Source organism: Streptomyces sp. NPDC100445, from assembly GCF_044759735.1.
In the GTDB taxonomy this organism is placed as follows: Bacteria; Actinomycetota; Actinomycetes; order Streptomycetales; family Streptomycetaceae; genus Streptomyces.
The window spans coordinates 782,173-808,609 of sequence record NZ_JBIVZV010000001.1; the positions used below are offsets into that span (position 1 = coordinate 782,173).

General features: G+C 74.1%; 20 protein-coding genes and 1 pseudogene. 10 read left to right on the top strand and 11 right to left on the bottom strand.

Annotation, left to right across the window (positions count from 1 at the left end; genetic code table 11):
* Positions 1-26: 26 nt before the first annotated feature.
* Positions 27-1,103: a fatty acid desaturase family protein gene (locus ACIQVT_RS03505; RefSeq protein WP_403746816.1), complete on the bottom strand. Its 1,077-nt coding sequence runs from the start codon at positions 1,101-1,103 to the stop codon at positions 27-29.
* 124 nt (positions 1,104-1,227) lie between these two features.
* Entirely contained in the window at positions 1,228-4,008 is a 2,781-nt protein-coding gene (locus ACIQVT_RS03510; RefSeq protein WP_403746819.1) for a M4 family metallopeptidase, read from the bottom strand.
* 307 nt (positions 4,009-4,315) lie between these two features.
* On the opposite strand from ACIQVT_RS03510, the gene ACIQVT_RS03515 reads away from it, so the two are divergent.
* Both ACIQVT_RS03515 and ACIQVT_RS03520 read left to right on the top strand, forming a co-directional pair.
* Positions 4,316-5,089, top strand: a complete 774-nt coding sequence (locus ACIQVT_RS03515) for a polysaccharide deacetylase family protein (protein WP_403746821.1) — start codon at positions 4,316-4,318, stop codon at positions 5,087-5,089.
* Positions 5,090-5,147: 58 nt separating this feature from the next.
* Entirely contained in the window at positions 5,148-6,158 is a 1,011-nt protein-coding gene (locus tag ACIQVT_RS03520; RefSeq protein WP_403746824.1) for an aminoglycoside phosphotransferase family protein, read from the top strand.
* Between the two features lie 43 nt (positions 6,159-6,201).
* On the opposite strand, the gene ACIQVT_RS03525 is transcribed toward ACIQVT_RS03520, so the two are convergent.
* Together ACIQVT_RS03525 and ACIQVT_RS03530 are read right to left on the bottom strand one after the other, a co-directional pair.
* Complete coding sequence (locus ACIQVT_RS03525; RefSeq protein ID WP_403746826.1) at positions 6,202-7,092, bottom strand: SDR family oxidoreductase; 891 nt, start codon at positions 7,090-7,092, stop codon at positions 6,202-6,204.
* Positions 7,093-7,173: 81 nt separating this feature from the next.
* A complete protein-coding gene (locus tag ACIQVT_RS03530; RefSeq protein WP_403746829.1) occupies positions 7,174-7,356 on the bottom strand; it encodes a hypothetical protein in 183 nt (60 codons plus the stop codon).
* A gap of 369 nt (positions 7,357-7,725) precedes the next feature.
* Between ACIQVT_RS03530 and ACIQVT_RS03535 the strand changes: the two genes are divergently transcribed.
* Positions 7,726-8,124 (top strand): VOC family protein, encoded by a 399-nt coding sequence (locus tag ACIQVT_RS03535; RefSeq protein WP_403746832.1) that lies wholly within the window; start codon positions 7,726-7,728, stop codon positions 8,122-8,124.
* A 126-nt stretch (positions 8,125-8,250) separates the two neighbouring features.
* On the opposite strand, the gene ACIQVT_RS03540 is transcribed toward ACIQVT_RS03535, so the two are convergent.
* The 4 genes and pseudogenes from ACIQVT_RS03540 to ACIQVT_RS03555 form a co-directional block, all read right to left on the bottom strand.
* Positions 8,251-9,543, bottom strand: coding sequence for a right-handed parallel beta-helix repeat-containing protein (locus ACIQVT_RS03540; protein ID WP_403746834.1), 1,293 nt, complete (start codon positions 9,541-9,543; stop codon positions 8,251-8,253).
* A gap of 303 nt (positions 9,544-9,846) precedes the next feature.
* Positions 9,847-12,078: a catalase/peroxidase HPI gene (gene katG / locus ACIQVT_RS03545; protein WP_403746836.1), complete on the bottom strand. Its 2,232-nt coding sequence runs from the start codon at positions 12,076-12,078 to the stop codon at positions 9,847-9,849.
* 33 nt (positions 12,079-12,111) lie between these two features.
* Entirely contained in the window at positions 12,112-12,549 is a 438-nt protein-coding gene (locus ACIQVT_RS03550; RefSeq protein ID WP_403746838.1) for a Fur family transcriptional regulator, read from the bottom strand.
* A 117-nt stretch (positions 12,550-12,666) separates the two neighbouring features.
* Positions 12,667-13,251: pseudogene (locus ACIQVT_RS03555) on the bottom strand (abortive phage infection protein); the annotation flags it as partial.
* An 875-nt stretch (positions 13,252-14,126) separates the two neighbouring features.
* Between ACIQVT_RS03555 and ACIQVT_RS03560 the strand changes: the two are divergent.
* The 6 genes from ACIQVT_RS03560 to ACIQVT_RS03585 all read left to right on the top strand — a co-directional run bounded on the left by ACIQVT_RS03560 (position 14,127) and on the right by ACIQVT_RS03585 (position 20,373).
* Entirely contained in the window at positions 14,127-15,377 is a 1,251-nt protein-coding gene (locus tag ACIQVT_RS03560) for an acyltransferase family protein (RefSeq protein WP_403746840.1), read from the top strand.
* Positions 15,378-15,935: 558 nt separating this feature from the next.
* Complete coding sequence (locus tag ACIQVT_RS03565; RefSeq protein ID WP_403746842.1) at positions 15,936-16,829, top strand: STAS domain-containing protein; 894 nt, start codon at positions 15,936-15,938, stop codon at positions 16,827-16,829.
* Positions 16,826-17,206 carry an STAS domain-containing protein gene (locus ACIQVT_RS03570; RefSeq protein WP_403746844.1) on the top strand — a complete coding sequence of 127 codons (381 nt, stop codon included), beginning with the start codon at positions 16,826-16,828 and terminating at the stop codon, positions 17,204-17,206. The genes ACIQVT_RS03565 and ACIQVT_RS03570 overlap by 4 nt, the downstream gene beginning before the upstream one ends.
* Positions 17,206-17,652 (top strand): anti-sigma regulatory factor, encoded by a 447-nt coding sequence (locus tag ACIQVT_RS03575; RefSeq protein ID WP_403746846.1) that lies wholly within the window; start codon positions 17,206-17,208, stop codon positions 17,650-17,652. The genes ACIQVT_RS03570 and ACIQVT_RS03575 overlap by 1 nt, the downstream gene beginning before the upstream one ends.
* Positions 17,649-18,707 (top strand): SpoIIE family protein phosphatase, encoded by a 1,059-nt coding sequence (locus tag ACIQVT_RS03580; protein ID WP_403746849.1) that lies wholly within the window; start codon positions 17,649-17,651, stop codon positions 18,705-18,707. The genes ACIQVT_RS03575 and ACIQVT_RS03580 overlap by 4 nt, the downstream gene beginning before the upstream one ends.
* Positions 18,691-20,373, top strand: a complete 1,683-nt coding sequence (locus ACIQVT_RS03585; protein WP_403746851.1) for a PP2C family protein-serine/threonine phosphatase — start codon at positions 18,691-18,693, stop codon at positions 20,371-20,373. The genes ACIQVT_RS03580 and ACIQVT_RS03585 overlap by 17 nt, the downstream gene beginning before the upstream one ends.
* 54 nt (positions 20,374-20,427) lie before the next feature.
* Here the strand turns inward: ACIQVT_RS03585 and ACIQVT_RS03590 are convergent, their stop codons facing one another.
* Both ACIQVT_RS03590 and ACIQVT_RS03595 read right to left on the bottom strand, forming a co-directional pair.
* The gene (locus ACIQVT_RS03590) at positions 20,428-22,707 is read right to left on the bottom strand and encodes a catalase (RefSeq protein WP_403746853.1); all 2,280 of its coding nucleotides are present in this window, start codon (positions 22,705-22,707) and stop codon (positions 20,428-20,430) included.
* Positions 22,708-23,134: 427 nt separating this feature from the next.
* On the bottom strand, positions 23,135-24,598 hold the full coding sequence (locus tag ACIQVT_RS03595) for an aminotransferase class I/II-fold pyridoxal phosphate-dependent enzyme (protein ID WP_403746856.1): 1,464 nt from the start codon (positions 24,596-24,598) through the stop codon (positions 23,135-23,137).
* 142 nt (positions 24,599-24,740) lie between these two features.
* Here ACIQVT_RS03595 and ACIQVT_RS03600 point away from each other — a divergent pair, with 142 nt between their 5' ends.
* On the top strand, positions 24,741-25,910 hold the full coding sequence (locus ACIQVT_RS03600) for an amidohydrolase (RefSeq protein WP_403746858.1): 1,170 nt from the start codon (positions 24,741-24,743) through the stop codon (positions 25,908-25,910).
* Positions 25,911-25,999: 89 nt separating this feature from the next.
* On the opposite strand, the gene ACIQVT_RS03605 is transcribed toward ACIQVT_RS03600, so the two are convergent.
* On the bottom strand, positions 26,000-26,338 hold the full coding sequence (locus tag ACIQVT_RS03605; RefSeq protein ID WP_403746860.1) for an ANTAR domain-containing protein: 339 nt from the start codon (positions 26,336-26,338) through the stop codon (positions 26,000-26,002).
* Positions 26,339-26,437: the final 99 nt, after the last annotated feature.

Here is a 26,437-nt window from a genome sequence, read left to right on the forward strand (position 1 = left end):
CGGGGGGTGCCGGACCCGGCCGGGCGTCAGGACGTCCGGCGCTGCCGCCTGATCGGCTCCCCGACCCGGTGCAGATGGGTGAGCGCCTCGCGGTAGGACCGGATCAGCCCGGTCTCGTGGTACGGCACCCCGATCTCCGCGCAGTAGGCGCGGACGAGGACCCGGGCCCGCCGCAGGTGGGGCGTGGGCATGCTCGGGAACAGGTGGTGCTCGATCTGGTGGTTGAGGCCGCCGAGCAGTACGTCGGTGAGCAGGCCGCCGCGCACGTTGCGCGAGGTGAGGACCTGGCGGCGCAGGAAGTCGGGCTGTCCGTCACCGGTGAAGGTGGGCATGCCCTTGTGGTTCGGGGCGAAGGTGCAGCCGAGGTAGACGCCGAAGAGGGCCTGGTGCACGGCGAGGAACGCCACCGCCTTGCCGGGGCTGAGCACCAGGAACAGCGCGGCCAGGTAGCCCGCGATGTGCAGGAGGAGCAGCGTCCCCTCCAGGAGGCGGTGCTTCACCGCGGGCGAGCGCAGCGCCCGCACGCTCGCGACGTGCAGGTTGAGGCCCTCCAGCGTGAGCAGCGGGAAGAACAGCAGCGCCTGGTGGCCGCCGACGAGGCGGGCGAGGCCCCGGCTGGAACGGGCCTGCCCGGTGGACCACACGAGGATGTCGGGGGCGACGTCGGGGTCGAGTTCCTCGTGGTTGGGGTGGGCGTGGTGCCGGGTGTGCTTGTTCATCCACCAGCCGTAGCTCATCCCGATGCCGAGGTTGCCGAAGAGCCGGCCCCACGTCTCGCTCGGCCGGCGCCGGCGGAAGACCTGGCGGTGGGCCAGGTCGTGGGCCGCGAGGGCGACCTGGCCGAAGACCAGGGCCAGGAAGGCGGCCACGGCCAGCTGCCACCAGGTGTCACCGAGGGAGAGGAACGTGGCCCAGCCGGCCGCCAGCAGCGCGATCACCGTGCCGAGCCGTGCCGCGTAGTAGCCGGGGCGCCGCTCGAACAGGCCCGCGTCGGCGATGCGTCGGGACAGCCGGGCGTAGTCGCTGCCGGCCGGGGAGCCGGGGGTGCGAGGTCGGGCGGCGGGCGCCGCTGTGTGCGGGGTGGCGTCGGTGGAAAGCGTCATGCCGTCGAGTCTGCGCAGGTCCGCCCGGCGGCGACAGCCTGCCAGTCACCAGGCCGGGCGGGGGGTTGCCACCACCCGGCCCCGGTAGGTTTCCCCACCCCGGCACATCCGGGCCGCGGGGCGGTCAGGCGCACCTGCCCCTGGGGCGGGCCCGGGTCACCACGTCGCTGCGGCCGGTGGTGGCATCCAGCCAGACGACCCGGGTGCCGTCGGCCGCGGCGGCGGAGAGCTGCTCGCCCCGGCCGCACGAGACCCGGCCGCGGCGGGTGCCCCGCCCCCGGTGGTCCGGGGTGAACTGGTAGAGCTTGGCCAGTGCCGGGTCGTCGGGTCCGGGCGAGGGCGGCCGGGCCACCACCGTCACCGCGCGCGCGGAGGCCGTCAGGTCGGAGACGTCCAGGGCGTCGGGGCCGCCCTCCGGGCTGAGGTCGGTGATGTGCGAGCCGTCCGGCCCGGCGCGGCGCAGGGTGGTGGCGCCGTCCTGGTCGACGGCGTCGAGGAGCCAGTAGACGTGGTCGCCGGTGAGGGCCGTCGGGCCGAGGCTGGTCGCCGGTCCGGCCCGCTGGACCACCGTCTCCTCGCCGGTGGCCACGTCGATCAGCCGGGTGGTGGCCTCGTACACCGCGCTGACGCGCTGCCAGTCCTGGTAGACGATCCTGCCGTGGCTCACGGACGGGAAGGTGGACCGGTGGTAGGTGCCGCCGCCGATGGTGACCACGGCCGACGGGTCCTTCAGGCTCAGGTAGGCCACGCCCGCCCGGCCCCCGTAGTTGTAGTAGGCGAAGGTGACGACGTCGCCGTCGACGGAGAGCGCGGTGCCGACGCTCCGGCCGTGCCACAGGGTGCGCACCGGTCCGCCCGCGAGGGGCCGGCCCAGGATGTCGACGCCGTCGGCTCCGTGCGCCTGCCACACCACGGTGGTGCCGTCGGTGGCCGGGTTCACGTGGTAGCGGCCGTCGTCGGGGCTGATCCGCTCGGGCGGCGCGCTGCCGTCGGTGCGGCCGGCCAGGACCGCGTACGGCGCCGATCCGGCCGGGTCGGACGTCGAGGCGACCCAGCGGCCGCCGCCCGCGCCGATGCGGGAGTCGTGGGTCTCGACGCGCGGCAGCAGTACGTGTGAGTCGATCCCGAGCGCTCTCTCCCAGTGCGGGACGATGCCGTGCGCGGTGAAGGCGTGACGGACGGCGGCGAGTTGCCGCCCGTGCACCCCGAGCCGCCGGGCGGCGGCGAGGACCGCGTCGCGGCCCTCGGTGAAGCCGTCGAGCGGGGTGAGGTACTCGGTGAGCGCCCGGTACACCACGGCGTCGGCGAGGCGCGGGGCGAGGTGCCGGCGGATGTCCCAGAGCGCGCCGCCGAAGATGGTGGAGTTCAGGTGCACGCCGCCGTTGTCGGTGCCGAATCCGACGCCGAGGAACGAACCGGCGGTGGTGCGACCGTCGTTCAGGTCGCGGACCGCGCAGGCGCGCGGCTCCTCGGTGCGGCACAGGGTCTCGCCGAGGAGTCCGGAGTCCGGGTCGTCCATCGGCAGGTGGCGGACGTCGGACTCGACGGCGTTGCCGAAGTAGTCGGCGAGGGCCTCGTCCAGGGCGCCGGACTGCCCCGCGTACACCAGGCCGGCGGAGTGCTGGACGACCGCGTGGGTCATCTCGTGGCCGACCACGTCGAGCGCGGCGGACAGCGGCCGGTGCTCGGCGTCGCCGGTGCCGTAGACCATCTTCCGGCCGTCCCAGAAGGCGTTGACGTACGGCTGGCCGTAATCGGTCGCCCCGACCAGGGAGTCGACGGTCATCCCGTGTCCGTCCAGGCTGTCCCGGCCGAACGCGGTGCGGTAGTAGTCGTAGACCTGCCCGGCCGCCCAGTGGGCGTCGACCGCACCGGACGCGGTGGCCTCGGCGCCGAACTCCTGTGTGGGCGAGGCGACTTCCTCGATGCCGTCGGGCCAGGTGCCGGACAGGTCGCTCGCCCATCTGCCGCTCGCGTCCCAGGTGGCCAGGACGTTGCCGGGGACGCTCCGGATGCGGGTGCCGTCGCGCAGCACGTAGGCGCCGCGGGTGTCGTCGTGGGTGACGGCCAGGGGGACGGTGGTGCCGTCGAGCCGGACTCCGGAGCCGGTGGTGCCGGGCGCCGGTGCGCCGCCCGGAGCGCGGACGGCGGCGCCCCGGGCGGCCGTGGCGCCTGACGCGGCGAAGGTGCGTACGTCGCTGTACCGGAGGACCGGGTAGCCGGCCCGGGCGTCGATGTACACCTCGCGCAGCACCGGTTCGCCGTGGGCCGGGTCGGTGCCGCGGACGGTGACGTGCCGGGTGAGGACACCGGTTCCGGTGGGCAGGACGGTCAGGCCGTGGGAGGCGCCGGTGAGCGGCGTGCTCCCGTCGTCGGTGCGGGTGCCGAACGCGCGGGCGGTCAGGTCCCGCCGTACGGCGTCGACCGCGCGCTCGACGGCCAGGCCGTCGTCGATCACGGCCTTGGTGCCGGTGCGCAGGCCGGTGAAGTACCGGCCGGAGGTGCCGGTGACGGTCCGCCGGCCGCCCTCGCGTTCCATGCGGACGACGTACTGGCCGCCCAGGACGGGCACTCCGTGGTACGTCTGCTGGAACCGCACGGTCTCCCGGCCGCCCGACGTGAGCGTGCCGGCGGGTCTCAGGTCCCGCTCCGGATCGGCGATCCGGTAGCGCTCGGCGCGCCGGGCGAGGTACGCGCGTGCGGCGTCCGGCGCGGTCGCGGCCGCCGGTGCCGGTTCCCGGATGCCGTCCACCAGCGCCGGTGCCGTCGTGCCCTTCCCCACCGCGGTCGTCGCGGGCGCCGCCGGTGCCCCGCGGGCGGGGACCGCCGGGACGAGGAGTGCGGCGGCCCCCAGGAGTGCCGCCGCACCGGACAGGACCTTGTGCCGGACCGCCCGTGTCGGCACCGGATGTACCGGTCCCGTGTCGGAATGACGCATCGCTCCCCCAACCCCCCGCCGCGGCGCGGCCGTTCCGGTGGCGGGGCCGCCGCCGGGCAGCCCATTGGAAGCGGCGCGGCGCCGGTGCACAACAACCCGGGCGGGCCGACCGGCGATTTCCGGCCCCGCCCGGCGGGTGACTGTCGCGGGAGCGCCCCGGAATTGTCCGTGATCGGTAACAGCGGGAGCGCGCGCCCGTCCGGGGCCGTCATGCCAGGTGCACAGGGACCCGTCGGCGCGACGGCGGGGGGAGTCGACACGGCAGGGGGCGGACATGGCACGGCATGGCGGGCGGGGATGGCACGGCCGGATGGTGGCGGCGGCGCTCGGGGTGACAGCGGTGGCCGCCGCCACCTCGGTGTGGACCGCGCAGGCCGGCCAGGCCGGCGGCGGCTCGCCCGGCACGGGTTCCTCGGCCCGGCACGCCGCGCCCGCGCAGGCACCCGTGTCCACGGTCATAGCCCACGCCTCGGACCGTGGTGAGCACGCCGTGAACATCACCATCGACGACGGCCCGGACCCGGTCTGGACCCCCCGGGTGCTCCAGGTGCTGCGGGACAACGGCGTGAAGGCGACGTTCTGCATGGTGGGCACGCAGGCCGAGGCGCACCCGGAACTGGTCCGGCGGGTGGTGGCCGCCGGACACCGGCTGTGCGACCACACGGTGTCGCACGACACCACGATGGACACCAAGCCCCCGGCCTACCAGTCCCAGCAGATCATGGACGCCGAGCGTCAGATCACCAAGGCGTCCGGCGGGGTGCGCCCGATGTACTACCGTGCTCCGGGCGGCGCCTTCACCCCGTACAGCCGGAAGCTGGCGGCCTCGCACGGGATGCGTCCGCTCGGCTGGAACGTCGACTCCAAGGACTTCGAGCGGCCGGGCACGGACGCCGTCGTCTCCACCGTCAAGAACGAGCTGGCGAACGGTCCGACGATCCTCTTCCACGACGCGGGCGGCGACCGCTCCCAGACCGTGGCCGCGCTGAGCACCCTGCTGCCGTGGCTCAAGCAGCAGGGCTACGCGTTCGGCTTCCCCGTCCGCTGAACCGGCGGGGCGGCGCAACCGCTGGCCGGGGCGCCGGCCGCGATGATGGGATGGGGCGATGCGAGAGGATGCCACGACCGTCGTCGACCGCGGGCAGTACCTGGACGCGGTGACGCCCTGGGAGCAGGAGGGCTGGCGTGCCGCCGCCCTCGACTGGGTGGCCGAGGAGTTGGGCGCGCACGGCCTGCGCGCCGCCGGCCCGCTCCGGGTGCGGCTGCGGCCCTGGTCCGTACTGGTGCGGGTGCCCGTGGCCGAACGCCCGGCGGTCTGGTTCAAGGCGAGCCCGCCGGCCGGCGCCTTCGAGGGCCCGCTGACCGCCGCCCTGGCCCGCTGGGTGCCCGGGCACGTGCTGCGGCCCCTCGCCGTAGACGCCGCGCGCGGCTGGTCCCTGCTGCCCGACGGGGGCGATCTGTTCCGTACCGTGCTCGGCCGGGAGCCGGTCGCCCCGCGCGCCTGGGAGGAGTTGCTCGCCCAGTACGCGAGCATGCAGCGCGCCCTGGTCCCGCACGTCCCCGCCCTGGAGCGGCTGGGGGTGCCGGCCGCGCGGACGGCCGGCCTGCCGGCGGTGTTCGAGCGCCTGCTCGCCGGGGACCGCGTGCTCGGCCCGGCCGACCGGGCCCGGCTGGAGGCGCTGCGGCCGCGGCTCGCGGACTGGTGCGCCGAACTCGGCTCACTGGGCGTCCCGGACAGCCTCGACCACGCCGACCTGCACGACGGACAGGTGTTCCGGCCGGCCCCGGGCCGCTACACCTTCTTCGACTGGGGTGACGCCGCCGTCTCCCACCCTTTCTGTAGCCTCCGCGTCACCGCCGAACGGGCCCTGCATCACCACGGACCACGGGCGCTCCCCCGGCTGCTCGACGCCTACCTGGAGCCCTGGACGGGCGAGAGCCGTACGGCTGCGGGGCTGCGCCGGGCGGCGGCGCTCGCCTGGCGGCTGAGCGTGCTGAGCCGCGCGGCGGCCTGGGGCCGGCTGTTCCCCGGCGCGTCCGGCGCCGGCCCGGGAGCGGAGCAGAGCGCCCGGTGGCTGCTCGACCTCCTGGCCGAGCCGCCGTTCCGGGCGGGCTGACCGCTCCCGGGGCGGCGCGTGCGCCGGGAGCGGGACGGCCGACTCAGGGCAGCGGGGTGCCGCCCGTCGCGTTGAGGATCTCCGCCGTGATGTAGCCGGCCTGCGGCGAGGCCAGGTACACGTAGGCGGGGGCCAGTTCGGCGGGCTGGGCGGGGCGGCCGAGCGGGCTCTGCTTCCCGAACTCCGCCGTGTCCGGCAGGGTCGCGGGGATGAGCGGGGTCCACACGGGTCCCGGCGCGACCGCGTTGACGCGGATGCCGCGGTCCGCGACCATCTGCGCCAGCCCCTGCGTGAAGGTGACGATCGCGCCCTTGGTCATCGCGTAGTCGAGCAGGGGCGGGCTGGGCTGGTACGCCTGCACGGACGTGGTGTTGATGACGCAGCCACCCGCCGGGATGTGCGGCAGGGCGAACTTGGTGAGCCAGAACATCCCGTACAGGTTGGTCCGCATCACCCGGTCGAACTGCTCGGTGCTGATCGCCTCGATGCCGTCGGACTGGGCCATCTGGTAGGCGGCGTTGTTCACGAGGACGTCGACGCGGCCGAACTCGGCGACCGCCCGCTCGATCAGCGAGCGGCAGTTGTCCTCCTCGCGGATGTCGCAGGACACGGCGACCGCCTTGCGGCCCGCCTCCTCGACCAGCCGGGACGTCTCGCGGGCGTCCTCCTCCTCCGCGTCGAGGTGCGTGAACAGCACGTCGGCGCCCTCGCGGGCGAAGGCGAGCGCCACCGCGCGGCCGATGCCGGAGTCCCCACCCGTGATCACGGTCTTGAGGCCCTCGAGGCGGCCGGTGCCGCGGTAGGAGTCCTCGCCGTGGTCGGGTGGCGGGTCCATGGGGCCGGTCCAGCCGGGGTGCGGCTGGTCCTGGTCGGGGAAGTCGGGGCGGGGGTGCTGCGTGACCGGATCGGGCCGGTCACCGTGCTGGTCCGTCACAGTGGCCTCCTGCGTCTCGGGTGGACGGGACAGGCGACCGGGTTCCCTCCTCGTGGCGGGTGAAAAGCGGTTCTTTGCCGGTCAGGCCGTCGGGCTGTGCTGCCCGGTGGCGCGCAGCCGGTCCCGGCGGGCGAGGTTGTAGAGCCGCAGGAGGTGCTTGGCGACGGCGCAGAGGGCGGCGTCGGCGTGGCACTGGCGGCACGTCTGGATGTGCCGCTCGTAGGTGAGGCGCGCGCTTTCGAGCGCGTCGTTGGCTGTGGACATCGGCATCTCCGGGCAGGGGCGCGTCCGCGGACGGCACAAGTTGACTGGCTGGTACACCTGAGCCCAAGGTGATCATGTTACTGCCGGTAGTGGGAAACCGCCCCGGATCCTTACAGGCCACCGGTCGTACGAGGCGACTGTCACGGTGTGTGACAGGATTCCGGCCGCCTCGGGGCGGGAGGTGGCCCAGGGGCCGGTCGTCCGGAGGCCTGGCGCCGGGGCCGTGCCGCGCGTGAGGAGCTTGGCTCATAAGCCCGTTGGGGCGTCGAGGGGACGCCGATAGGATCGTCGTACGGCATCGCGTGCCGGTCACCGGCCGGGTGAGGCATGGAGGTGCCCGTGAGATTGCCTTGCGGAGGCATTCCACCCATGTCAGTCGAGTTGAACCACACCATCGTCCACGCCCGGGACAAGCGGGAGTCGGCCGCTTTCCTCGCCCGCATCCTGGGCCTGGAGGCCGGGGCCGAGTGGGGCCCGTTCGTTCCCGTGTCCACGAGCAACGGGGTCACCCTGGACTTCGCCACCGTCCCGGCGGAGTCGATCGTCATGCAGCACTACGCCTTCCTCGTCTCCGAGGAGGAGTTCGACGCGGCCTTCGTCCGGATCCGGGAGGCCGGCATCACCTACTACGCCGACCCGCACGGGAAGCAGCCGGGCGAGATCAACCACCACTTCGGCGGCCGGGGCCTGTACTTCCACGATCCGGACGGACACGGCATGGAGATCATCACCCGCCCGTACGGCAGCGAGCCGCCGGCGGCCTCCTGAGGCACGGGCGGGCCGCGACGGTCGCCGGTGGTGCCGGTCGACCGTCGGCCCGCCCGGTCCGCCGGGAAGGTGAGCGGGACGCCGCCCGGGGCGGCGTCCCGCGTGTCACCGTGCGCCGTGCGCCGGCTACGGGTTCACGACACGGCCGCCGAACGTCACCACGAGGTGGCCGTCCGAGGCGAAGGACCAGCCGAGCGCGCCCGCGTAGGAGGAGCAGCGGGAGCCGTTGGCGCCGGTCCAGAACTGGTCGGAGCCGTCGACGTCACCGACGGTCTTGTCGTTCGAGCCGCTGACGGCGAAGCGGCACGAGGTGTCGGTGCGGAACACCGAGGTTCCCTTGTCGAAGGAGAAGTTGCGTTCGGCGTTGTCGATGCCGACGTTGTCGGACACCGTCATCCGGCCGGGGTTGCTGTTGTAGGTGAAGCCGTGGTGGCCGTTGCGGTAGGCGATGTCGTGCCGCACCACGTGGTTCACGGCGATGTCGTCGCCGCCCAGCTTGTAGCCGTTGCGGTCGCCGTTGGAGTTGACCGTGCCGTCGCTCAGGGTGCCGTTGCCGTAGGACAGGGAGTACTCGATGGTCACCGGGCCGATGGGGCCGGTGTCCGTCTTGGTGTACAGGTCCCAGCCGTCGTCGATGTTGTTGTGCGAGACGTCGTACTGGAAGACGTTCCCGGTACCGGTGGTCAGTTTCGCGGCGAAGCCGTCGGCGTCCTCCCCGTCGGAGTCGGCGTTGTCGTGCGACTCGGAGCTGACGATCAGGTTGTTCGACGGCCACTGCGCGGTGGGCGTCGTGGAGGAGGCGCGGCCCAGTTGGAGGCCGGTGTCCCGGTTGTAGGCGGTCACCACGCGCTCGACGACATTGTTGCTGCCGCCGACGAAGATACCGTTGTCCCCGGCGTGTTCGACGGTCAGGCCGTACAGGCGCCAGTAGGAGGCGTTCAGTTGGATGCCCCGGTTGGCCGGGTTCTCGCTCTGCGCCGAGAAGTCGAGCACGGGCTTCTCACCCGGGTAGGCGGAGAGGGTGGTGCGGGCGCCGGAGGTGCCGTCCGTGCCGGCCGGGACGGTGACCGTGACGGACGGGGTGTACGTCCCGCCCCGCAGGTAGATCGTGCCGCCGGGGGTGACGCGGCTGATGGCGGAGGTCAGTGTGGTCGGGGCCGACTGGGTGCCGGGCGCGGCGGCGCTGCCGTTCGGCGACACGTAGAGCACGGCGCCGGTCGCGGCCGCGGACACGTCGGCGTCGAGACGGTCGTGGTCGGGCAGGCCGGCGGCGGCGGGGCGGACGGTGTCGGGGCCCGCCTCGACCGGCACGGTCCCGGCTCGGTGAGGGGTGGGGGCGGCCTGCGCGGTGGTGCCGGACAGCGCGACGAGCGTGCCGGCGAGCAGACCGGCGCACGCGAGGGCGGATCTGATGTGCATCGGCTTGTCTCCTAGCGGTTCGGGCTCGGCAGTGCGGGTGCGGGTGTCCGCGTGGTGGCCCGGCGGCCGGTCGTGGCATGGTGGAGACCGCCGGAAAGCGCTTTCTCCACCGGACTCCTCGACGCTAGGGAGCGGCCGATGGGCGCGTCAAGAGTCGCGTACCTGATCCTTATTCAGAAATATGAATAGCAAGGGTCGTTGTCGGTCGCCGTGCCGTCGGCCGCGATCCCGCCCGGCGGCACGAGAACGTCCGGGCCCGCCCCCGTGGGGCGGACCCGGACGTGTGGGCCGGAAGGCTCGGGATCAGACGAGGTCGAACCGGTCCGCGTTCATGACCTTGTTCCAGGCGGCGACGAAGTCGTTGACGAACTTCTCCTTCGCGTCGTCGCTCGCGTAGACCTCGGCGACGGCGCGCAGTTCGGAGTTGGAGCCGAAGACGAGGTCGGCACGGCTGCCGGCCCACTTCACCTCGCCCGTGCTCGCGTCGCGGCCCTCGAACGTGGTCTGGTCCTCGGAGGTCGACTTCCACGTCGTGCCCAGGTCGAGCAGGTTGACGAAGAAGTCGTTGGTCAGCGCGCCGGGCGTGTCGGTGAGGACACCGAGCTGCGTCTGCTGGTGGTTGGCGCCGAGGACGCGCAGGCCGCCGACGAGGACGGTCAGCTCGGGGGCGCTCAGGCCCAGCAGGTTCGCCTTGTCGAGCAGCAGGAACTCGGCCGGCAGGCGGTTGCCCTTGCCGAGGTAGTTGCGGAAGCCGTCCGCGGTCGGCTCCAGCGCCTCGAAGGACTCGGCGTCGGTGTGCTCCTCGGTGGCGTCCACGCGGCCCGGGACGAAGGGCACCTCGACCTGGAAGCCGCCCTCCTCGGCCGCCCTCTCCACGGCGGCGGCACCGCCGAGCACGATGAGGTCGGCCAGGGACACCTTCTTGGCACCCGAGGAGGCGTTGAACTCCGACCGGACCTCCTCCAGCGTACGCAGCACCTGGGCGAGCCGGTCGGGCTCGTTGACCTCCCAGCCGCTCTGCGGGGCGAGCCGGACGCGGGCGCCGTTGGCACCGCCGCGCTTGTCGCTGACGCGGAACGTCGACGCGGACGCCCACGCGGTGGTGACCAGCTGGGACACGCTGAGGCCCGAATCGAGCAGCTTGGTCTTCAGGGCCGCGATGTCCGCGTCGTCGATCAGCTCGCCCTCGCGCTCCGGCAGCGGGTCCTGCCACAGCAGGGTCTCCTGCGGGACCTCCGGGCCGAGGTACAGCGACTTCGGGCCCATGTCGCGGTGGGTGAGCTTGTACCAGGCGCGGGCGAAGGCGTCCGCGAACTCCTGCGGGTTCTCGTGGAAACGGCGGGAGATGGGCTCGTACACCGGGTCGAAGCGCAGCGCGAGGTCGGTGGTGAGCATCGAGGGGGCGATCTTCTTCGACGGGTCGTGGGCGTCCGGGACCGTGCCCTCGCCCGCGCCGTCCTTGGGCCGCCACTGCTTGGCGCCGGCCGGGGACTCGGTCAGCTCCCACTCGTAGCCGAAGAGGTTGTCGAAGAAGCCGTTGCTCCAGCGGGTCGGCGTGGTGGTCCAGGTGACCTCCAGGCCGGAGGTGATGGTGTCGGCGCCCTTGCCGGTGCCGTAGGTGTTGCGCCAGCCCAGGCCCTGCGCCTCGAAGCCCGCGGCCTCGGGGTCGGCACCGACGTGGTCGGCGGGACCGGCGCCGTGGGTCTTGCCGAAGGTGTGGCCGCCGGCGATCAGGGCGACGGTCTCCTCGTCGTTCATCGCCATGCGCGCGAACGTCTCGCGGATGTCGCGGGCCGCGGCGAGCGGGTCCGGATTGCCGTTGGGGCCCTCGGGGTTGACGTAGATGAGGCCCATCTGGACGGCGCCGAGCGGGTTCTCCAGCTCACGGTCGCCGGTGTAGCGCTTGTCGTCGAGCCAGCTGGTCTCGGGACCCCAGTAGACGTCCTCCTCCGGCTCCCACACATCCTCGCGGCCGCCACCGAAGCCGAAGGTCTCGAAGCCCATGGACTCCAGCGCGACGTTGCCGGCCAGTATCAGCAGGTCGGCCCAGGAGATCCGGCGGCCGTACTTCTTCTTCACCGGCCACAGCAGGCGGCGCGCCTTGTCGAGGTTGGCGTTGTCGGGCCAGCTGTTCAGCGGGGCGAAGCGCTGCTGGCCGGCGCCGGCACCGCCACGGCCGTCACTGATGCGGTAGGTGCCCGCGCTGTGCCACGCCATACGGACGATCAGCGGACCGTAATGGCCGAAATCGGCCGGCCACCAGTCCTGGGAGGTGGTGAGCACCTCCTCGATGTCCCGCTTCACGGCCGGCAGGTCCAGACCGCGGAACGCCTCGGCGTAGTCGAAGTCCTCACCCAGCGGGTTGGCGACGGCCGGGTTCTTGGCAAGGATCTTCAGGTTGAGCCGCTCCGGCCACCACTGACGGTTGCCTCCGCCCTGGGTCGGGTGCAGGGCACGGTCGTGGGCGACGGGGCAGCCGCCGCCCGCCCCGTCCGCCTTCGCGTCTGTGACGATCGCGTCGTGGTTCTCAGTCATGGCAATCCTTCCGAACTGTGCGGAACGTGGTGCTCAGGAACTGCGGCCGGTGGAACAGTCGGGGCAGGTGCCCCAGTACACGACCTCGGCCTCGTCGATGGCGAAGCCGTGGCCGTCCGAGGCGGTCAGGCAGGGCGCGTCGCCGACGGCGCAGTCGACGTCGGCGACGGCGCCGCACGACCGGCACACGATGTGGTGGTGGTTGTCGCCCACGCGTCCCTCGAACCGGGCCGGGTGACCGGCCGGCTCGATCCGGCGCACCAGACCCGCCGCGGTCAGCGCGTGGAGAGCCTCGTAGACGGCTTGCAGGGAGATGTGGCCCACGCGCTCGCGGACTCCGGAGGCGATCGCCTCGGCGTCGAGGTGGTCACCGTCCCGGACGGTTTCCAGCAGCGCGACGCGGGCCGCCGTCACGCGCAGGCCGGCACCGCGGAGTTGTCCGGCGGTGGTCGGGGCCGGGGAGGCGGTCATGGCGCTGAACCTACCGGCACAAACACGAGGGATTCAAGGAAACGAACGATGCAATTCTGGCCGCGTACCGGCGCCGGAGCGTTCCCCCGCGGTCACTCGCGGGGCGGGGTGGCCGGGTCAGCGGGCGGGGCGGCCGGCGGGCCGCGCGGACCGGTGGCGGCGGGCCAGGGCGCGGAACGCCTCCTTCGGCTCCCAGTGCCAGTCGGAGGCGGGGTCGTCCGGCCGGTCCTTCACGGTCCGGGTGAGGGCGTAGCTCACCATGTCGAGGTCGTGGCGCGGGTCGTCCGCACGGTGCGGGGCGTCGGGTGTCACGAACTCGAAGGCCATCGCCGCGCACAGGTCCACCGAGTCGAACGCGTCGAGCAGGCGCACGAGCCAGTCCGCCTGGGTCCGTTCGCTGCGCACCAGGTCACCCTTGATCTCCTCGGGCTCCTTGTCGTGGTCCACGACGTCCCAGCCCATGCCGGCGGTCCGGGGCGCCCCGACGTGGGCGCAGGTGCCGAACTCGGTGACGACCAGCGGTTTCCCCCACCGCAGGTACCGCCTCGACTCCCGCACGTGATCGGGCCGGTGGGGGAAGTACGAGTAGTGGTCGATGCCCACGACGTCGAACAGGTCCCGGTCGACGCGGTCCTCCTGGGCGGCGGCGTAGCCCAGCCGGCCGCCGAAGACGGAGCGGCCGACCGCGGCGGCCTTCGCCGTGACCAAGGGCGCGAGCGGCGCGGGCGGCTGCGCCAAGCGGAGGCACTCGCGGGGAACAGCGGGCACGGGAGCGGCAACAGCACGCCGACCGAGCCACGCGCGAAACTCGACGCCGGAGCGCGTCAGCCACCGAACGGACGGAACCGGTCCGCGACGACTCACCCCCGGAGGGCGACGGGCGGGCCCGCTGTCGTAAGGCCGCAGGGGCGCGCGCTGGGGCACGGGCGGGAACGGCAGGCCGAACCGGGCCGCGCGCAAGGCCGGCACCGGGCCACGTCGGCCACCGAGCGGACGGACCAGGCCCGCGACGACCGGCCGCGGGCACCGGCAGCGGGCGCGGCTGTCGTACGGCCCCGAGGCGCGGGCTGCTGCCGCAGGCCGCGGCACGCGCCGGGGAACAGCAGGCACTCGAGCGGCAACGGCATGCCGACCGGGCGGCGCGAGGCCCGGCACCGGAGCGCGTCGGCAACCGAAGGACGGGACCGGCCCGCGACGACTGGGCCCGGCTGGGTCCACTGTCGTACGGCCCAGGGGCGCGAGCGGAACGGAAGCGTGGCGGCAACGCCAGGCCGACCGAGCCACGCGTGAAGCCCGCCGCCGGACCCACGTCAGCCACCGAACGGACCGGACCGGCCCCCCGATCGGCCCCCGGGCGGGACCGCGGCGGGCCCGGGTTCGTCGTCGTACGGCACCGCGGACGGCGTCCGGGACCCTGTTCACTCGTGCGGGCGCGACCCGGGCCGTCGGGCGTGGTCCGCACGGTGGGCCCTCGGTCGGCAGCCGTGTGAAGTTCGGTGTGCGGCGTGACGGTCCGGGGGTGGACGGGCAAAGGTCCCTTTCATGCCCCACGCGAATTCCCTGCGGCAGGTGATGTGATGACCACGGCGACGACCCGGACGCCCCGGACGCCGCCCGCCAGAAGCGGCGCCCCGACCGTCCGGCACTCCCCACCGGCCGGCCGGCCCTCCCTGCCGTCGCTCACCGGCCTGCGCTGGATGGCGGCGCTGCTCGTGTTCGGCCTGCACGTGCACAACTTCGGTTACTTCGGCGGTACCGGTGGCCGCCTGGTGGCCTGGGGCTTCGGCGCCGGCGCCAACGGGGTGTCGTTCTTCTTCCTGCTGTCCGGATTCGTGCTGACCTGGTCGGCGCGGCCCCGTGACCGCGCGCTCGCCTTCTGGCGGCGGCGGGTCGCCCGGGTCTACCCGGTGCACCTGGTCACCCTGGCCGTCGCCCTGGTCATGGCGTACACGTCGGCGCGGCTGGCGCGGCCGACCGCGCACCAGACCCTGGCCAACGCGCTGCTGCTGCACTCCTGGTGGCGCCCGTGGTGGCAGACGCTGAACCCGGTGAGCTGGTCGCTGGCCTGCGAGGCGTTCTTCTACGCGGCCTTCCCGGCGCTGATCCTGTTGCTGCGGCGGCTGGGGCCGCGCGGCTCGACGGCGCTGGGCGGGCTGTCGGTGGCCGCGGTGGTGGTGCTGGCCTGGGCCGACGCCCACCACTGGTGGGACCGGTCGGTGTACTCGTTCCCCGCCGCGCGGCTGCCCGAGTTCGTGCTGGGCGCGGTCACCGCGCGGCTGGTGCTGCTGGGCCGCTGGCGCGGGCCGGGGCTGGAGGCGTCGCTCGCTCTCGCGGTGATCGGTTACTTCCTGGTCGCGCAGGCCCCGCCCGGCTACTCCGCGACCGTGTGCACCGTCGTCGGGTTCGCCCTGCTGATCCCCGCGGCGGCCGTCGCGGACCTGCGCGGGCTGCCGTCCCTGTGGCGGCACCCGCGGATGGTGCGGCTCGGGGAGCTGTCGTTCGCCTTCTACATGATCCATCTGCTGGTGCTGCGGGCCGCCACGAGCGTGCTGGGTGCCAAGCCCCGCTTCGGCGTCCTGACCGGTGCGGCCGTCACCACGGCCGCGTTCGCCGTGGCGCTCGCCCTGTCATGGGCGCTGTACGAGGGGGTGGAGCGCCCCGCACGCCGGTTGCTGCTGCGCCGTCGGTCGGCCCGGCGCGCGCGGGCGGTCCCGGCGTCGGCGGAGGCGGCCCCCGTACGGCCGCCGGAGCCGGAGGGGGTGGCGGTACCCGGGCCGCAGCCGGAGGGGGTGGCGGCCCCGCCGGGAGGCCACGGCGCCGGCGCGTGACCGACGGGGTGCCCGGGGCGGGCCGGCGTGACCCGAGTCGTCCTGTTCCTGCGGGTCGGTGCCGTCCGGGCGGGCGGGGCGGATCGCACGCGCGGGTGACGTCGGCAACAGCGAGGAAAGTCCGGAGGGTTTCGGGGTAAGCGGCTCCAGACGCCGTCCCGGGGCACAGGCCGCCGGTGCGGCACCGCTCGACCACACCGAAGGAGCCGTGTCGACGTGCGCGGGAAACACACCGGGGTGAGCCGGGGGCCGGGTGCCGGCCCGTCCGCCGCCGCCCCCGCCCACCACCGGTCCGCGCTGTCGCCCGCCGGGATGCGCCCCGGTCACCGCTCGAGGTCCCGGCCGGGGGCGGGGGAAGGATCGCCGGTGCGCTGAGGGACGGCGCGACGGCGGCCGGGACGACGTTCCGCGACCGCCGCTGCCGGTGTCGTAGGGGGGCGTGGCCCGGGGGCTGTCCGAGGGTTTGGCCAGGTCGGACGCCGAGGGCTACGGTCGGCATTGTTCGGCTCAGGTGAGCCGGCCGACCGGCGTCGGCACCTGGCTGTGTGAGAGGAGAGGATGAGAGTGCCGGAGCAGGACGTGGCCGAGTCGGCGCCGCGGGTGGTGAGCGCCTTCCTGGAACGGCGCCGGGAGCAGATCGCCCAGCGCTGGGCCGACGCCCCGTTGTTCCGCTCGGTCTTCACCGTCTCCCGCGACGAGGCGGTCGAGGCGTGCAAGGCCGTCGTGGACGCGCTGTCCGAGGTGGCCGTCAGTGGCCGGCTGGAGGACGTCGAGGCACCCGGGTACGCGTCGGTGCGCGACCAGTTGGCCCGGATGACCCACACCCGTACGCGCGCCGGATCGACCCCGGCGCAGATCGCCGACGAGGTCGCCGTGCTGCGTGTGCCCGCGGTCGAGCTGCTGCGCGAGGAGTTCACCGACCCCGCCGGGCCACAGGTCCAGGAGAGCGTCCTGGCGCTGACCCTGCTCATGGGCACGCTGCGCCTGGTGGTGATGGAGACGGCGCTGGACGCCAACGCTGAGCTGATCGAGCGGCAGCGGCAGCAGCTGCTGGAGGTCGCCACCCCGGTCATCAACCTGTGGGAGGGCACGGTCGCCGTGCCGCTGATCGGGACGCTGGACAGCGCGCGCAGCCAGGTGGTGATGGAGTCGCTGCTGGAGGCCATCGTCGACCAGCGGGCCCGATACGCCATCCTGGACATCACCGGTGTGCCGACCGTCGACTCGCTCGTCGCGCAGCACCTGATGAAGACGGTCGCGGCGGCCCGCCTGATGGGCGCCGAGTGCATCGTCTCCGGGATCCGCCCGGCGATCGCGCAGACCATCGTGCAGCTCGGCATCGACCTCGGCTCGGTGCTGACCCGGGCGTCGCTGGCCGACGCGCTGGCCTACGCGCTGGGCCGGCAGGGCATAGAGGTCTCCCGTACGGACGCGGGTGCGAGCGTCCGGTGAACCAGCCCGCTTTCCGTCACTCCCCCCAGGTGCCGGTGCTCGCGCTGGGCGACGTCCTGCTGGTCTCCCTCCAGGGCGAGCTGCACGACGGCATGGCCGAACAGCTCCAGCACGACATCACCCACCGCATCTCCACGAGCCGGGTGACCGGTGTGGTGCTCGACATCTCCGGGGTGGACATCGTCGACTCCTTCCTCGGGCGGGTGCTCGCGGAGATCGCCTCCACGGCCCGGCTGCTGGCCGCCCGCACGGTGCTGGCCGGCATGCGGCCCGCCGTGGCGATCACCCTGGTCGAGCTGGGGCTGACGCTGCCCGGGCTGGTGACCGCCCTGGACGTCGACCGTGCCATGGAACTGCTGTCCCAGGAGGGGAGCTGATGCAGGTGTCCGGCCAGGCGCCGGCGACGAGTCTGCCCATCGGCTCGGACGCGGATCTGGCCTGGGTCCGGCAGGAGGTGCGGCAGTGCGCGGCGCAGCTCGGTTTCGGTCTGGTGCAGCAGACCAAGCTGGTCACGGCGGCGAGTGAGCTGGCCCGCAACACGCTGGTCCACGGCGGGGGCGGGCGGGTGGAGATCACTCCGCTGGACAACGGCCGCGGCCGGGGGCTGCGGATGCGGTTCATCGACAGCGGTCCCGGCATCCGCGACCTGGAGCTGGCCATGACCGACGGCTACACCTCGGGCGGCGGTCTGGGGCTGGGACTGAGTGGGGCGAAACGCCTGGTGCACGAGTTCGACGTCGACACCGAGCCCGGCCGGGGCACGACCGTCACGGCCGTCGCCTGGGTGGCGCAGGTCCCCACGTCCCGTCCGGTGACCGGATGAGCCGGGTGTGGGAGGTCCCGGTGCACGACTCCACGCGGGTCCGGGACGCCCGGACGGCGGCCCAGGAGGCGTGCGCTGAGGCGGGTTTCGCGCCGGCGCGCACCGCCGCCGCCGAGCTGGTCGCCACCGAGCTGGCCACCAACCTGCTCCGGCACGCGGGCGGCGGCCGGATGGTGGTGAACCTCGTGGCCGCGCCGGCCGGTACGGGCAGGTCGGTGCAGGTGTTCTCGCTCGACCACGGGCCGGGCTTCGCGGACGCCGACACGGCCCTGCGGGACGGCTACTCCACCGCCGCCGGTTCGCTCGGCGCGGGCCTGGGCAGCTGCCGGCGCAGCGCGAACGCGTTCCACCTGTACAGCGTGCCGGGCCGGGGCACGGTGGCGGCGGCCCGGATCGATCCGGAGCCCCGCCCGCGCGGCGGTGTGACGGAGCGGGTGCCGGCGGGCGGGATCACGACCGCGCTCGCCCAGGCGGAGCACTGCGGCGACGCCTGGGGCTGGGCACGCTCCGGCGGCCTGGTGACGCTGCTGCTCGCCGACGGTCTCGGGCACGGCCCGAAGGCCGCGCACGCCTCCACGGCGGCGGTGGCGGAGCTGCGGGGCGCGGCGCACCTGCCCCCGGCGGAGATCCTGCGCCGGCTGCACGTGGCACTGCGGCCCACCCGGGGCGCGGCGGTCACGGTGGCGCAGGTGGACACGGACCGGGCGGAACTGTCCCTGGCCGGCGTCGGCAACGTCGCCGCCCGGGTGCGGAACGGGGACGGCTGGCAGTCCCACGTCGCCCACCCGGGGATCGTCGGGGCCTACTTCCCGGCGCACGTCCCCGTGCGCCGGCTGCCGTGGCGCCGGGACAGTCTGCTGGTCATGCACAGTGACGGGCTGCCCAGCCGCTGGACGCCGCCGGAGGACCCCCGGCTGCTCGCCCACGACCCGTCGGTGGTGGCCGCGGCGATCCTGCGTGAAGCGGGCAGTCCCGCCCGCCCCGCACGCGACGACACCAGTGTGGCCGTACTGGCCCCCGACCGCCGGACCGACCCTCATGACAGCCGCCTCTGACTCCTGGACCATCGCCCGCGCCGCCGACGCGGCCCGCGTCCGCGCCCTGCTGGCGCGGCTCACGGCCGACGCCGGTGTGCCCGCGCTCGACCGTGCCCGCTTCCTGTCCGCGCTCGGCACCCGGCTGCGCCGCGCTGTCGGCGGCGGCCGCGCGGAACTGACGGTGACCACCGGGGAGGGCGGGGCGCTGCGGGTCGTGCTCGACGGGCCGGAGCCCTGGCAGCACACGCTCCCCTGCCCGGCGCCGCCCGTGACCGGGCCGCTGCCCGGACCCGGCGAGGCCGGGCTCGCCGAGGCGCTGCTGGACGCCGACGAGAGTGCCGCCGGCCTGCTGGCCCACCTGGACGAGACCGAGGAGCTGGTCCGGTTCCACCGGGAGGAGCTGCACCAGACCAACCAGGGTGTGCTGGCGCTCCACGCCGAGCTGGAGGCCGCCGCGCTGGCGCAGCGCGAGCACCTGGAGGCCGAGCGGGCGGCGCGCGCGGAGGCGGAGAACGCCCGTCGGCTGCTGACCTTCCTCGCCGACGCCAGCGCGGCCCTGAACGCCTCCCTCGATCATGAGGACATCCTGCGCCGGCTGCCCGGACTGCTGGTCCCGGAGCACGCCCGGCACGTCGACATCTGGCTGGTGGACGACGCGGCGATCCCGCCGGGGGCGCGGACGACGGCCACGGTGACCGCGGCCCGTACCGGCCGCCCGCAGCACGCGGGCCCCCACCCCGGCGGGCTGCCGGGCGTGGACGACCTGCCGGCCTCGCCGCTGTACCCGGACCGGCCGCTGCTGTGCCTGCCGCTCGGGGCGCGCACGGTGCGGGGTGTGCTGACGCTGGTCGCGCCGGGTGACCGCTTCGACGCCGACACCACCGTGATGCTGCTCGAACTGGCCCGGCGCGCGGGCATCGCCCTGGACAACGCCCGCGCCTACGAGCAGCACCGGGACGTCGCCGAGGCCCTCCAGCGGGCCCAGCTCACCGAGCTGCCCGACACCGCGGGGCTGGCGCTGGCCGCCCGGTACCTGCCGGCGACGTACGGGCTGAACATCGGCGGCGACTGGTACGACGCGTTCCCGCAGCCCGACGGCAGTGTGCTGACGGTGATAGGGGACGTCACGGGGCACGGGCTGCGCGCGGCGGTCATCATGGGCCAGCTGCGCACCGCGCTGCGCGCCTACGCCGTCGAGGGCAACGGGCCGGCGCGGATCCTGACCCTGCTGCACCGGATGCTGCGCCACCAGGAGCCGGAGCTGTACGCGACGTGCGCGATCGCCCGGTTCACCCCCGGCGAGAGCGGGGTGGTCTGGGCGGCGGCCGGGCACCCGCCCGCGGTGGCCCGCGACCCCGGCGGCGAGGTGCGGGTGCTGGACGCCCGCCCCGGGATCATGCTGGGCGTCCCGATGCCGTACGAGTACGAGGAGTACGCCCTCGACCTGCCGGTGGGCTCCACCCTGGCGCTGTACACGGACGGTCTGGTGGAGCGGCGCTCCGCGGGGATCGACGCGGGCATCGACCGGCTGGCCGGGGCGATGGGCGCGCTCGGCGCGGTGGAGCTGGAGGACCTGGACGCGGCGGCCGACTCCGTGCTCAAGCCGATGCTGTACGACTCCGAGCACGACGACGACATCTGTCTGCTGCTGTGCCGCACCACCGGGGGCGGCGCGCCGGAGTGACCGGCGCCGGGCCGCCGGGCACGGCCCCCCGGAGACCGGGGGGCCGGCACACGGTCAGGCGGCGGACGGGAAGCGTTCCCACACCCGGTGGCCGCCGAGCAGCTGGGTGAGCTGCTGGAGCACCGCGGAGGCGGAGTCGGCGACGACGACGCCGGGCGCGTCCAGCGGGATGCCGACCGCTTCCAGCGCGCCGCGGCCGGCGCTGGTGGCGCCGATGGCCTTGCCGTGCCGGTACGCCTCCGCCAGCAGCAGGCCGACCCGCGGGTCGGGGGTGGTCTGCTGGACGGTGGGCCGGCCCGCCTTGGCGTCGCGGGCGCCGTAGGCGTCGGCGCCGACCCCGGGGACGCCGGCCACCAGGAGAGCGTCGAACTCGACGGAGCGGGCGGTGGCGTAGGTCCGCTGGACCGTCACGGCGGAGTCGCCGTCACCGAGGGTGCCGCCGGCCGGTGCGACGACCAGCGGGACCATGCCGCCGTCCAGCACCTCCTGGCGCACGGCGCGCACGCCGTCGAGGTCGCCGTCGGGACCGGTGACGATGCCGATGATCCGGCCGTCGGCGGGCCAGGTCCGTCCCACCTGCGAGAGGGCGGGGCTGGGTTCGACGTCGGCCAGGGGCACGGTGGGTTCGGGGGCGGGCAGTCCGAGACCGGTGGCGACGCCCGCGCACAGCTCCGGGTCGATGTTCGCGAGGGTCTGGAGGGCCCGTTCCCGGATGGCCTGTTCGTAGCACTTGGCGAGTTCGAAGGTGTAGGCGCCGATGATGTGCTCGCGCTCGACCGGGCTCATGCTGAGCCAGAACCGGCGGGGCTGGCTGAAGTGGTCGTCGAACGACTCGGGGGCCTCGCGGACCTTGGTCGCCTCCGGCACCCGGACGGGCGTCTCGACGTACGCGCCCATGTCCGCGCCCGCGGTGAACGGGCAGCCGCCGTCCAGGGAGTTGGGCCGGTAGGGGGCGACACCCCGGTGCACGGCCGTCTGGTGGAAGCCGTCGCGCAGCATGTCGTTGACGGGGCTGTGCGGGCGGTTGATCGGCAGCTGCGGGAAGTTGGGGCCGCCCAGGCGGGTGATCTGGGTGTCGAGGTAGGAGAAGAGACGGCCGGCGAGCAGCGGGTCGTCGGTGACGTCGATGCCGGGGACGAGGTGGCCGACGTGGAAGGCGACCTGCTCGGTCTCGGCGAAGAAGTTCGTCGGGTTGCGGTTGAGCGTGAGGAGCCCGATGGGCTGCACGGGGGCGAGCTCCTCGGGCACGATGTTGGTCGGGTCGAGCAGGTCGATACCCTCGAAGGTCTGGTCGGGGGTGTCGGGGAAGGTCTGGATGCCGAACTCCCATTCGGGGTGGGCGCCCGCCTCGATGGCGTCGTACAGGTCACGACGGTGGAAGTCGGGGTCGACGCCGCCCGCGATCTGCGCCTCCTCCCACACCAGGGAGTGCACACCCAGCTTCGGCTTCCAGTGGAACTTCACGAGGGTCGTCTCGCCGGCCGCGTTCACCAGCCGGAACGTGTGGACGCCGAAGCCCTCCATCGTGCGGTACGAGCGCGGGATGCCCCGGTCCGACATGTTCCACAGGGTGTGGTGGGTGGCCTCGGTGTGCAGGGTGACGAAGTCCCAGAAGGTGTCGTGGGCGCTCTGGGCCTGCGGGATCTCCCGGTCGGGGTGCGGCTTGCCGGCGTGGATGACATCGGGGAACTTGATGGCGTCCTGGATGAAGAACACCGGGATGTTGTTGCCGACCAGGTCGAAGACGCCCTCGCTGGTGTAGAACTTCGTCGCGAAGCCGCGGGTGTCCCGGACGGTGTCCGCGGAGCCCCGGGAGCCGAGCACGGTGGAGAAGCGGACGAACACCGGCGTCTCGACGTCCTCGGCGAGGAACGCCGCCTTGGTCACGTTCGCCGCGGTGCCGTAGCTGCGGAACACGCCGTGCGCGCCGGCACCGCGGGCGTGGACGACGCGCTCCGGGATGCGCTCGTGGTCGAAGTGCATCACCTTCTCCCGCAGGTGGTGGTCCTGGAGAAGGACCGGGCCGCGGGGGCCCGCCTTGAGCGAGTGATCGGTGTCGTACAGCCGGGTGCCCTGGGCGTCGGTCAGGTAGCTGCCGCTCTGGGCCACCCGCGCCTGGTCGGCGCCGGTCGGCTGCCCGGTCGGCGACACGGTGGCCGGGGCGCCCTGGTCGGGCTTGGGGGGCAGCGGCTCGCGGGGCTCGGTCGGCTCGGCGACCGACGGCGACTCGGGGGCCGGCTTGCCGGGGACGCCGTCCTCCGGGCCCGTGGGCCCGCTCTGAAGGGCGTCGGTCACCTTGTCCGCCGCTCGCTTCAGGGGGTTCGTCTCGCTCATCAACACCAATTCCTTCACTGGTCACGGGTGGGCCCGCCCGGGGGGCGGTGTCCGTGCGCGGTGGTCGGGCCGGGACGTGCGGCCGGCAGCGGGTGCCGGCCGCAGGGCAGGTCGGGGCTGGAGCCTTGGCGGCCCGGGGACCGGGGTTCCCGGGCCGGGGCGTCCGAAACCGGTGATCGCGAGGATCTCCGGTCGGGGGGTGAAGTCGGGCCGTCTCTTGTCGAGTTGCCGGGACGGCGGCCCGCCGGACGCGCTTTCCCGGACCCGGGAACCGTCAGCGGGGCCATACGCCCGCCCACCGGCGACAGGTGCGCCGGCGGGGCGGGTGTCCCGGCCCCGGGTCGGGCGCGTACCGCTCCGCCCGCGTACGCCACCCTAGGCGCCGGTGCCGGTTCCCGCAGTGCGGGGCGGACCCGGGGGCGGGGGGTCAGGGGCGCGCCGTGACGCGCAGGGTCTCCAGCGACGGGTCCGCCGAGTCGGAGACGAGGAAGCCGTGGGCGATGCCGCTGCGCAGGTAGTCGAGGACCTCGGCGGTGATCACCTCGCCCGGCGCCACGACGGGCACGCCCGGCGGGTACGGGCTGATGGTCTCGGCGGCGATGCGGCCCACCGCCTGTTCGGCGGGCACCTGTTCGGCCGGGCCGAAGAAGGCGTCGCGGGGCAGGAGCGCCTGTTCCAGTTCGAGCTCGTGCGGCTCGGGCAGGTGCACGGCCGGCCGCCGCTCGATTGAGTCGGCGTGCTCGACCAGCGCGGCCACGGCCTCCAGGAGCACCTTCTCGGTGTCGTCGCCGTCGGCGTGGGTGATGGAGGCGCTGATGCGGCAGGTGTCGGAGCCGCCCACGTCGACGTGGCGGTGGGCGCGCAGCCACTCGGCCGCCTGCATGCCGCTGATGCCGAGTTCCCGTACGTCGACGACGATCTTGAGGGGGTCGAACTCGGCGGCCAGGCCCTGTTCGATGATTTCGCCACCCATCACCCGCAGGCCTGGCATGTCGCGCAGCTGGGCGCGGATGCGCTCGGCGCGGTGCCTGGCGTCGCCGAGGAGTTCGCGTCCCTGCTCGACCATCTGCCGCCGCCAGCCGTCGAGGCTGGCGTAGACGAGGCTGGAGGCGCTGGTCGTGCCGAGCAGGTCCTCGCGCTGCTTGAGCACGTCGGGCGAGACCCGGTCTCCCTGGAGGTGGAACACCGAGCTCTGCTCGATGGCGCCGCCCATCTTGTGCACGCTGGTGACGACCACGTCGGCGCCCGCGTCCATGCCCCAGGTGGGCAGGTCCGGGTGGAAGGGCAGGTGCGCGCCCCAGGCCTCGTCCACGATCAGCGGCACGTCGAACTCGTGGCAGGCGTCGGCCACCCCGCGGATGTCGGCGCAGGTGCCCCAGTCGGTCGGGGTGATGAGCAGCATGCCCTTGGCGTCCGGGTGCTCGCGGAGCCGGTTGCGGACGTCGTCGGCCTCCGGCGGATGGGCCAGGTGCCGCTCGGTGTCGAACTTGGGGTGCACCCAGATGGGCACCACGCCGTTGATGATCACCGCGGCGATGACCGACTTGTGCGCGTTGCGGGAGAGCAGCAGCTTCTCGCCGGGGCCGGCGACCGACAGCATCGCCGTCTTGACGGACAGGGAGCTGCCGCAGGTGGAGAAGAAGGCGTGTTCGGCGCCGACCGCGTCGGCCATCAGTTCCTGTGCCTGCGCCAGCACGCCCTGGGACAGGCGGCGGTCGTCCAGCCCGTTGAGGCTCAGCACGTCGGAGCGGAAGACGTCCATACCGAGGATCTCGGCGACCCGCGGGTCGGTCCCGCGGCCCTGCCTGTGCCCGGGTGGCCCGAACACCACGTCTCGACGTCGCCGGAACTCCTCCAGAGCTTCCAGGACGGGTACGCGCGAGTGGTCCATGGCTGTCCTCCCGAACTGTCGATCCGCATCCACCCTGTTGCACCCCTCGCCGTGCCCCAAACCCACCGGGCCGGTGTCAGGGGGCCGTTCGGTGGAACCCGGCCGCGGCACGGAGCACGCCCGCCGAGCCGCAGGAGGTCTTGTGTCGTCGTTGTACCAGCGGGTCCGGGAGGAGGTCGCACGGCGCGCGGAGGCGCTGTGGGCCGTGGCGTCGGCCCTGCACGCCGATCCGGAGACCGCGTTCGCCGAGCACCGGGCGGTGGCGCTGCTCACGGGTGAGCTGGAGCGCGCGGGTTTCGAGGTGCGACGGGGGACCGCGGGTCTGCCGACCGCGTTCACGGCACGCGCGGGCCGGGGCCGGCCGGTGGTGGCGTTCCCGCTGGAGTACGACGCCCTGCCCGGGCTGGGCCACGCCTGCGGGCACAACCTGATCGCGGCGGCCGGCCTCGGGGCGGCCCTGGTCACGGACGCGGTGCTGGGCGGTGCGGGGGGCACGGTGCTCGCGGTGGGCACGCCGGCCGAGGAGGGCGGCGGCGGGAAGGCCCTGGAGGTGGAGGCCGGGGTCTTCGACGGGGTGGACGCCGCGCTGATGTTCCACCCCGGGGTGTACGACTGGGCGCGGGCCACGCTGACCGCGCAGGAGCAGTACCTGGTGGCGTTCCGGGGCCGGGCCGCGCACCCGACGGGCAACCCGACGGAGGGGATCGACGCCCTCGCGGCGCTGATCGAGCTGTTCAACGTGGTCTCGGCGCTCGGCCGGCGGCTGCCGGAGGGGTCCCACGTCCAGGGCATCGTGACCCACGGCGGTACCGCCACCAACATCGTCCCGGAGTTCGCCGAGGGCCGGTTCGGGCTGCGCGCCCTGACGACGGCCGCCCTGGACGACCTGGCCGAGCGGCTGCGCACGGCCGCCGAGGGCGTGGCGCTGGCGACCGGCACGACGGTCACGGTGGAGCGGGCCGGCGTGCGCTACGAGCACTTCCGGGACAGTACCGTGCTGTCCGAGCGGTTCGCCGGGCACCTGGACCGTGCCGGGATCACCCTCACCCCGCCCGCTCCGGGCGTCTACCTGGGCTCGTCCGACATCGGCAACGTCAGCGGCCGGGTGCCCGCGATCCACCCGTTCGTCGCGGTCATGGGGGCCGACGGCTCCGACCACACCCCGGAGTTCGCGCGGGCGGCGGCGTCGGAGCGGGCCCGGCGTGTCCTGCCCGCGGTCGTGGAGGCGCTCGCGTGCACGGCCGTGGACGTACTGGGCGACGAGAATCTGCGCGGGCGCGCCTGGGAGGGCCTGCGCCGGACCGCGGCCTGAACCTCCCTCGCGCACCGGGCCGGCCCGCGGCGCGGCGGGCTCAGGGCGCGGCGGGGCTCACAAGGTGGGCGGGCTGACGGCTGCCCCGCTCAGGGCGTGGCCGACCGCACCTCGACCACGTCGCTCGGCCCGTCGGCGGCGCGCACCTGCCGTACGGCCGCGCCCAGCGCCCGGCGGATCGCCTCGGGCAGCCGGCCGGTGGAGGGCCACTCCACCAGGCAGCGGGCCACCTCCCGCATCTTGGTGTTGGTGTGCTGCGACACGTGCTTCAGCACGTCCCAGCCCTGCTGCGGGCGCAGCCCGGCCGCGGCGATGACGACGCCGATCGCCTGGTCGACCAGCTCGTGCGAGACGAGGGCCCGGCGCAGCTGGGCGACCTCCTCCCGGAGCGCGTCCAGCTGGTCCGCCTGCTCGTCACATCCGATCATGGGATCCCCCTGCGCAGCGGGCCCCCTCCCAAACGGCCACCCGGCGAACGACTTCGCGCGTCGCGGTACAGAAAACGAAAAAGGGCTGGTCAGCCGGGA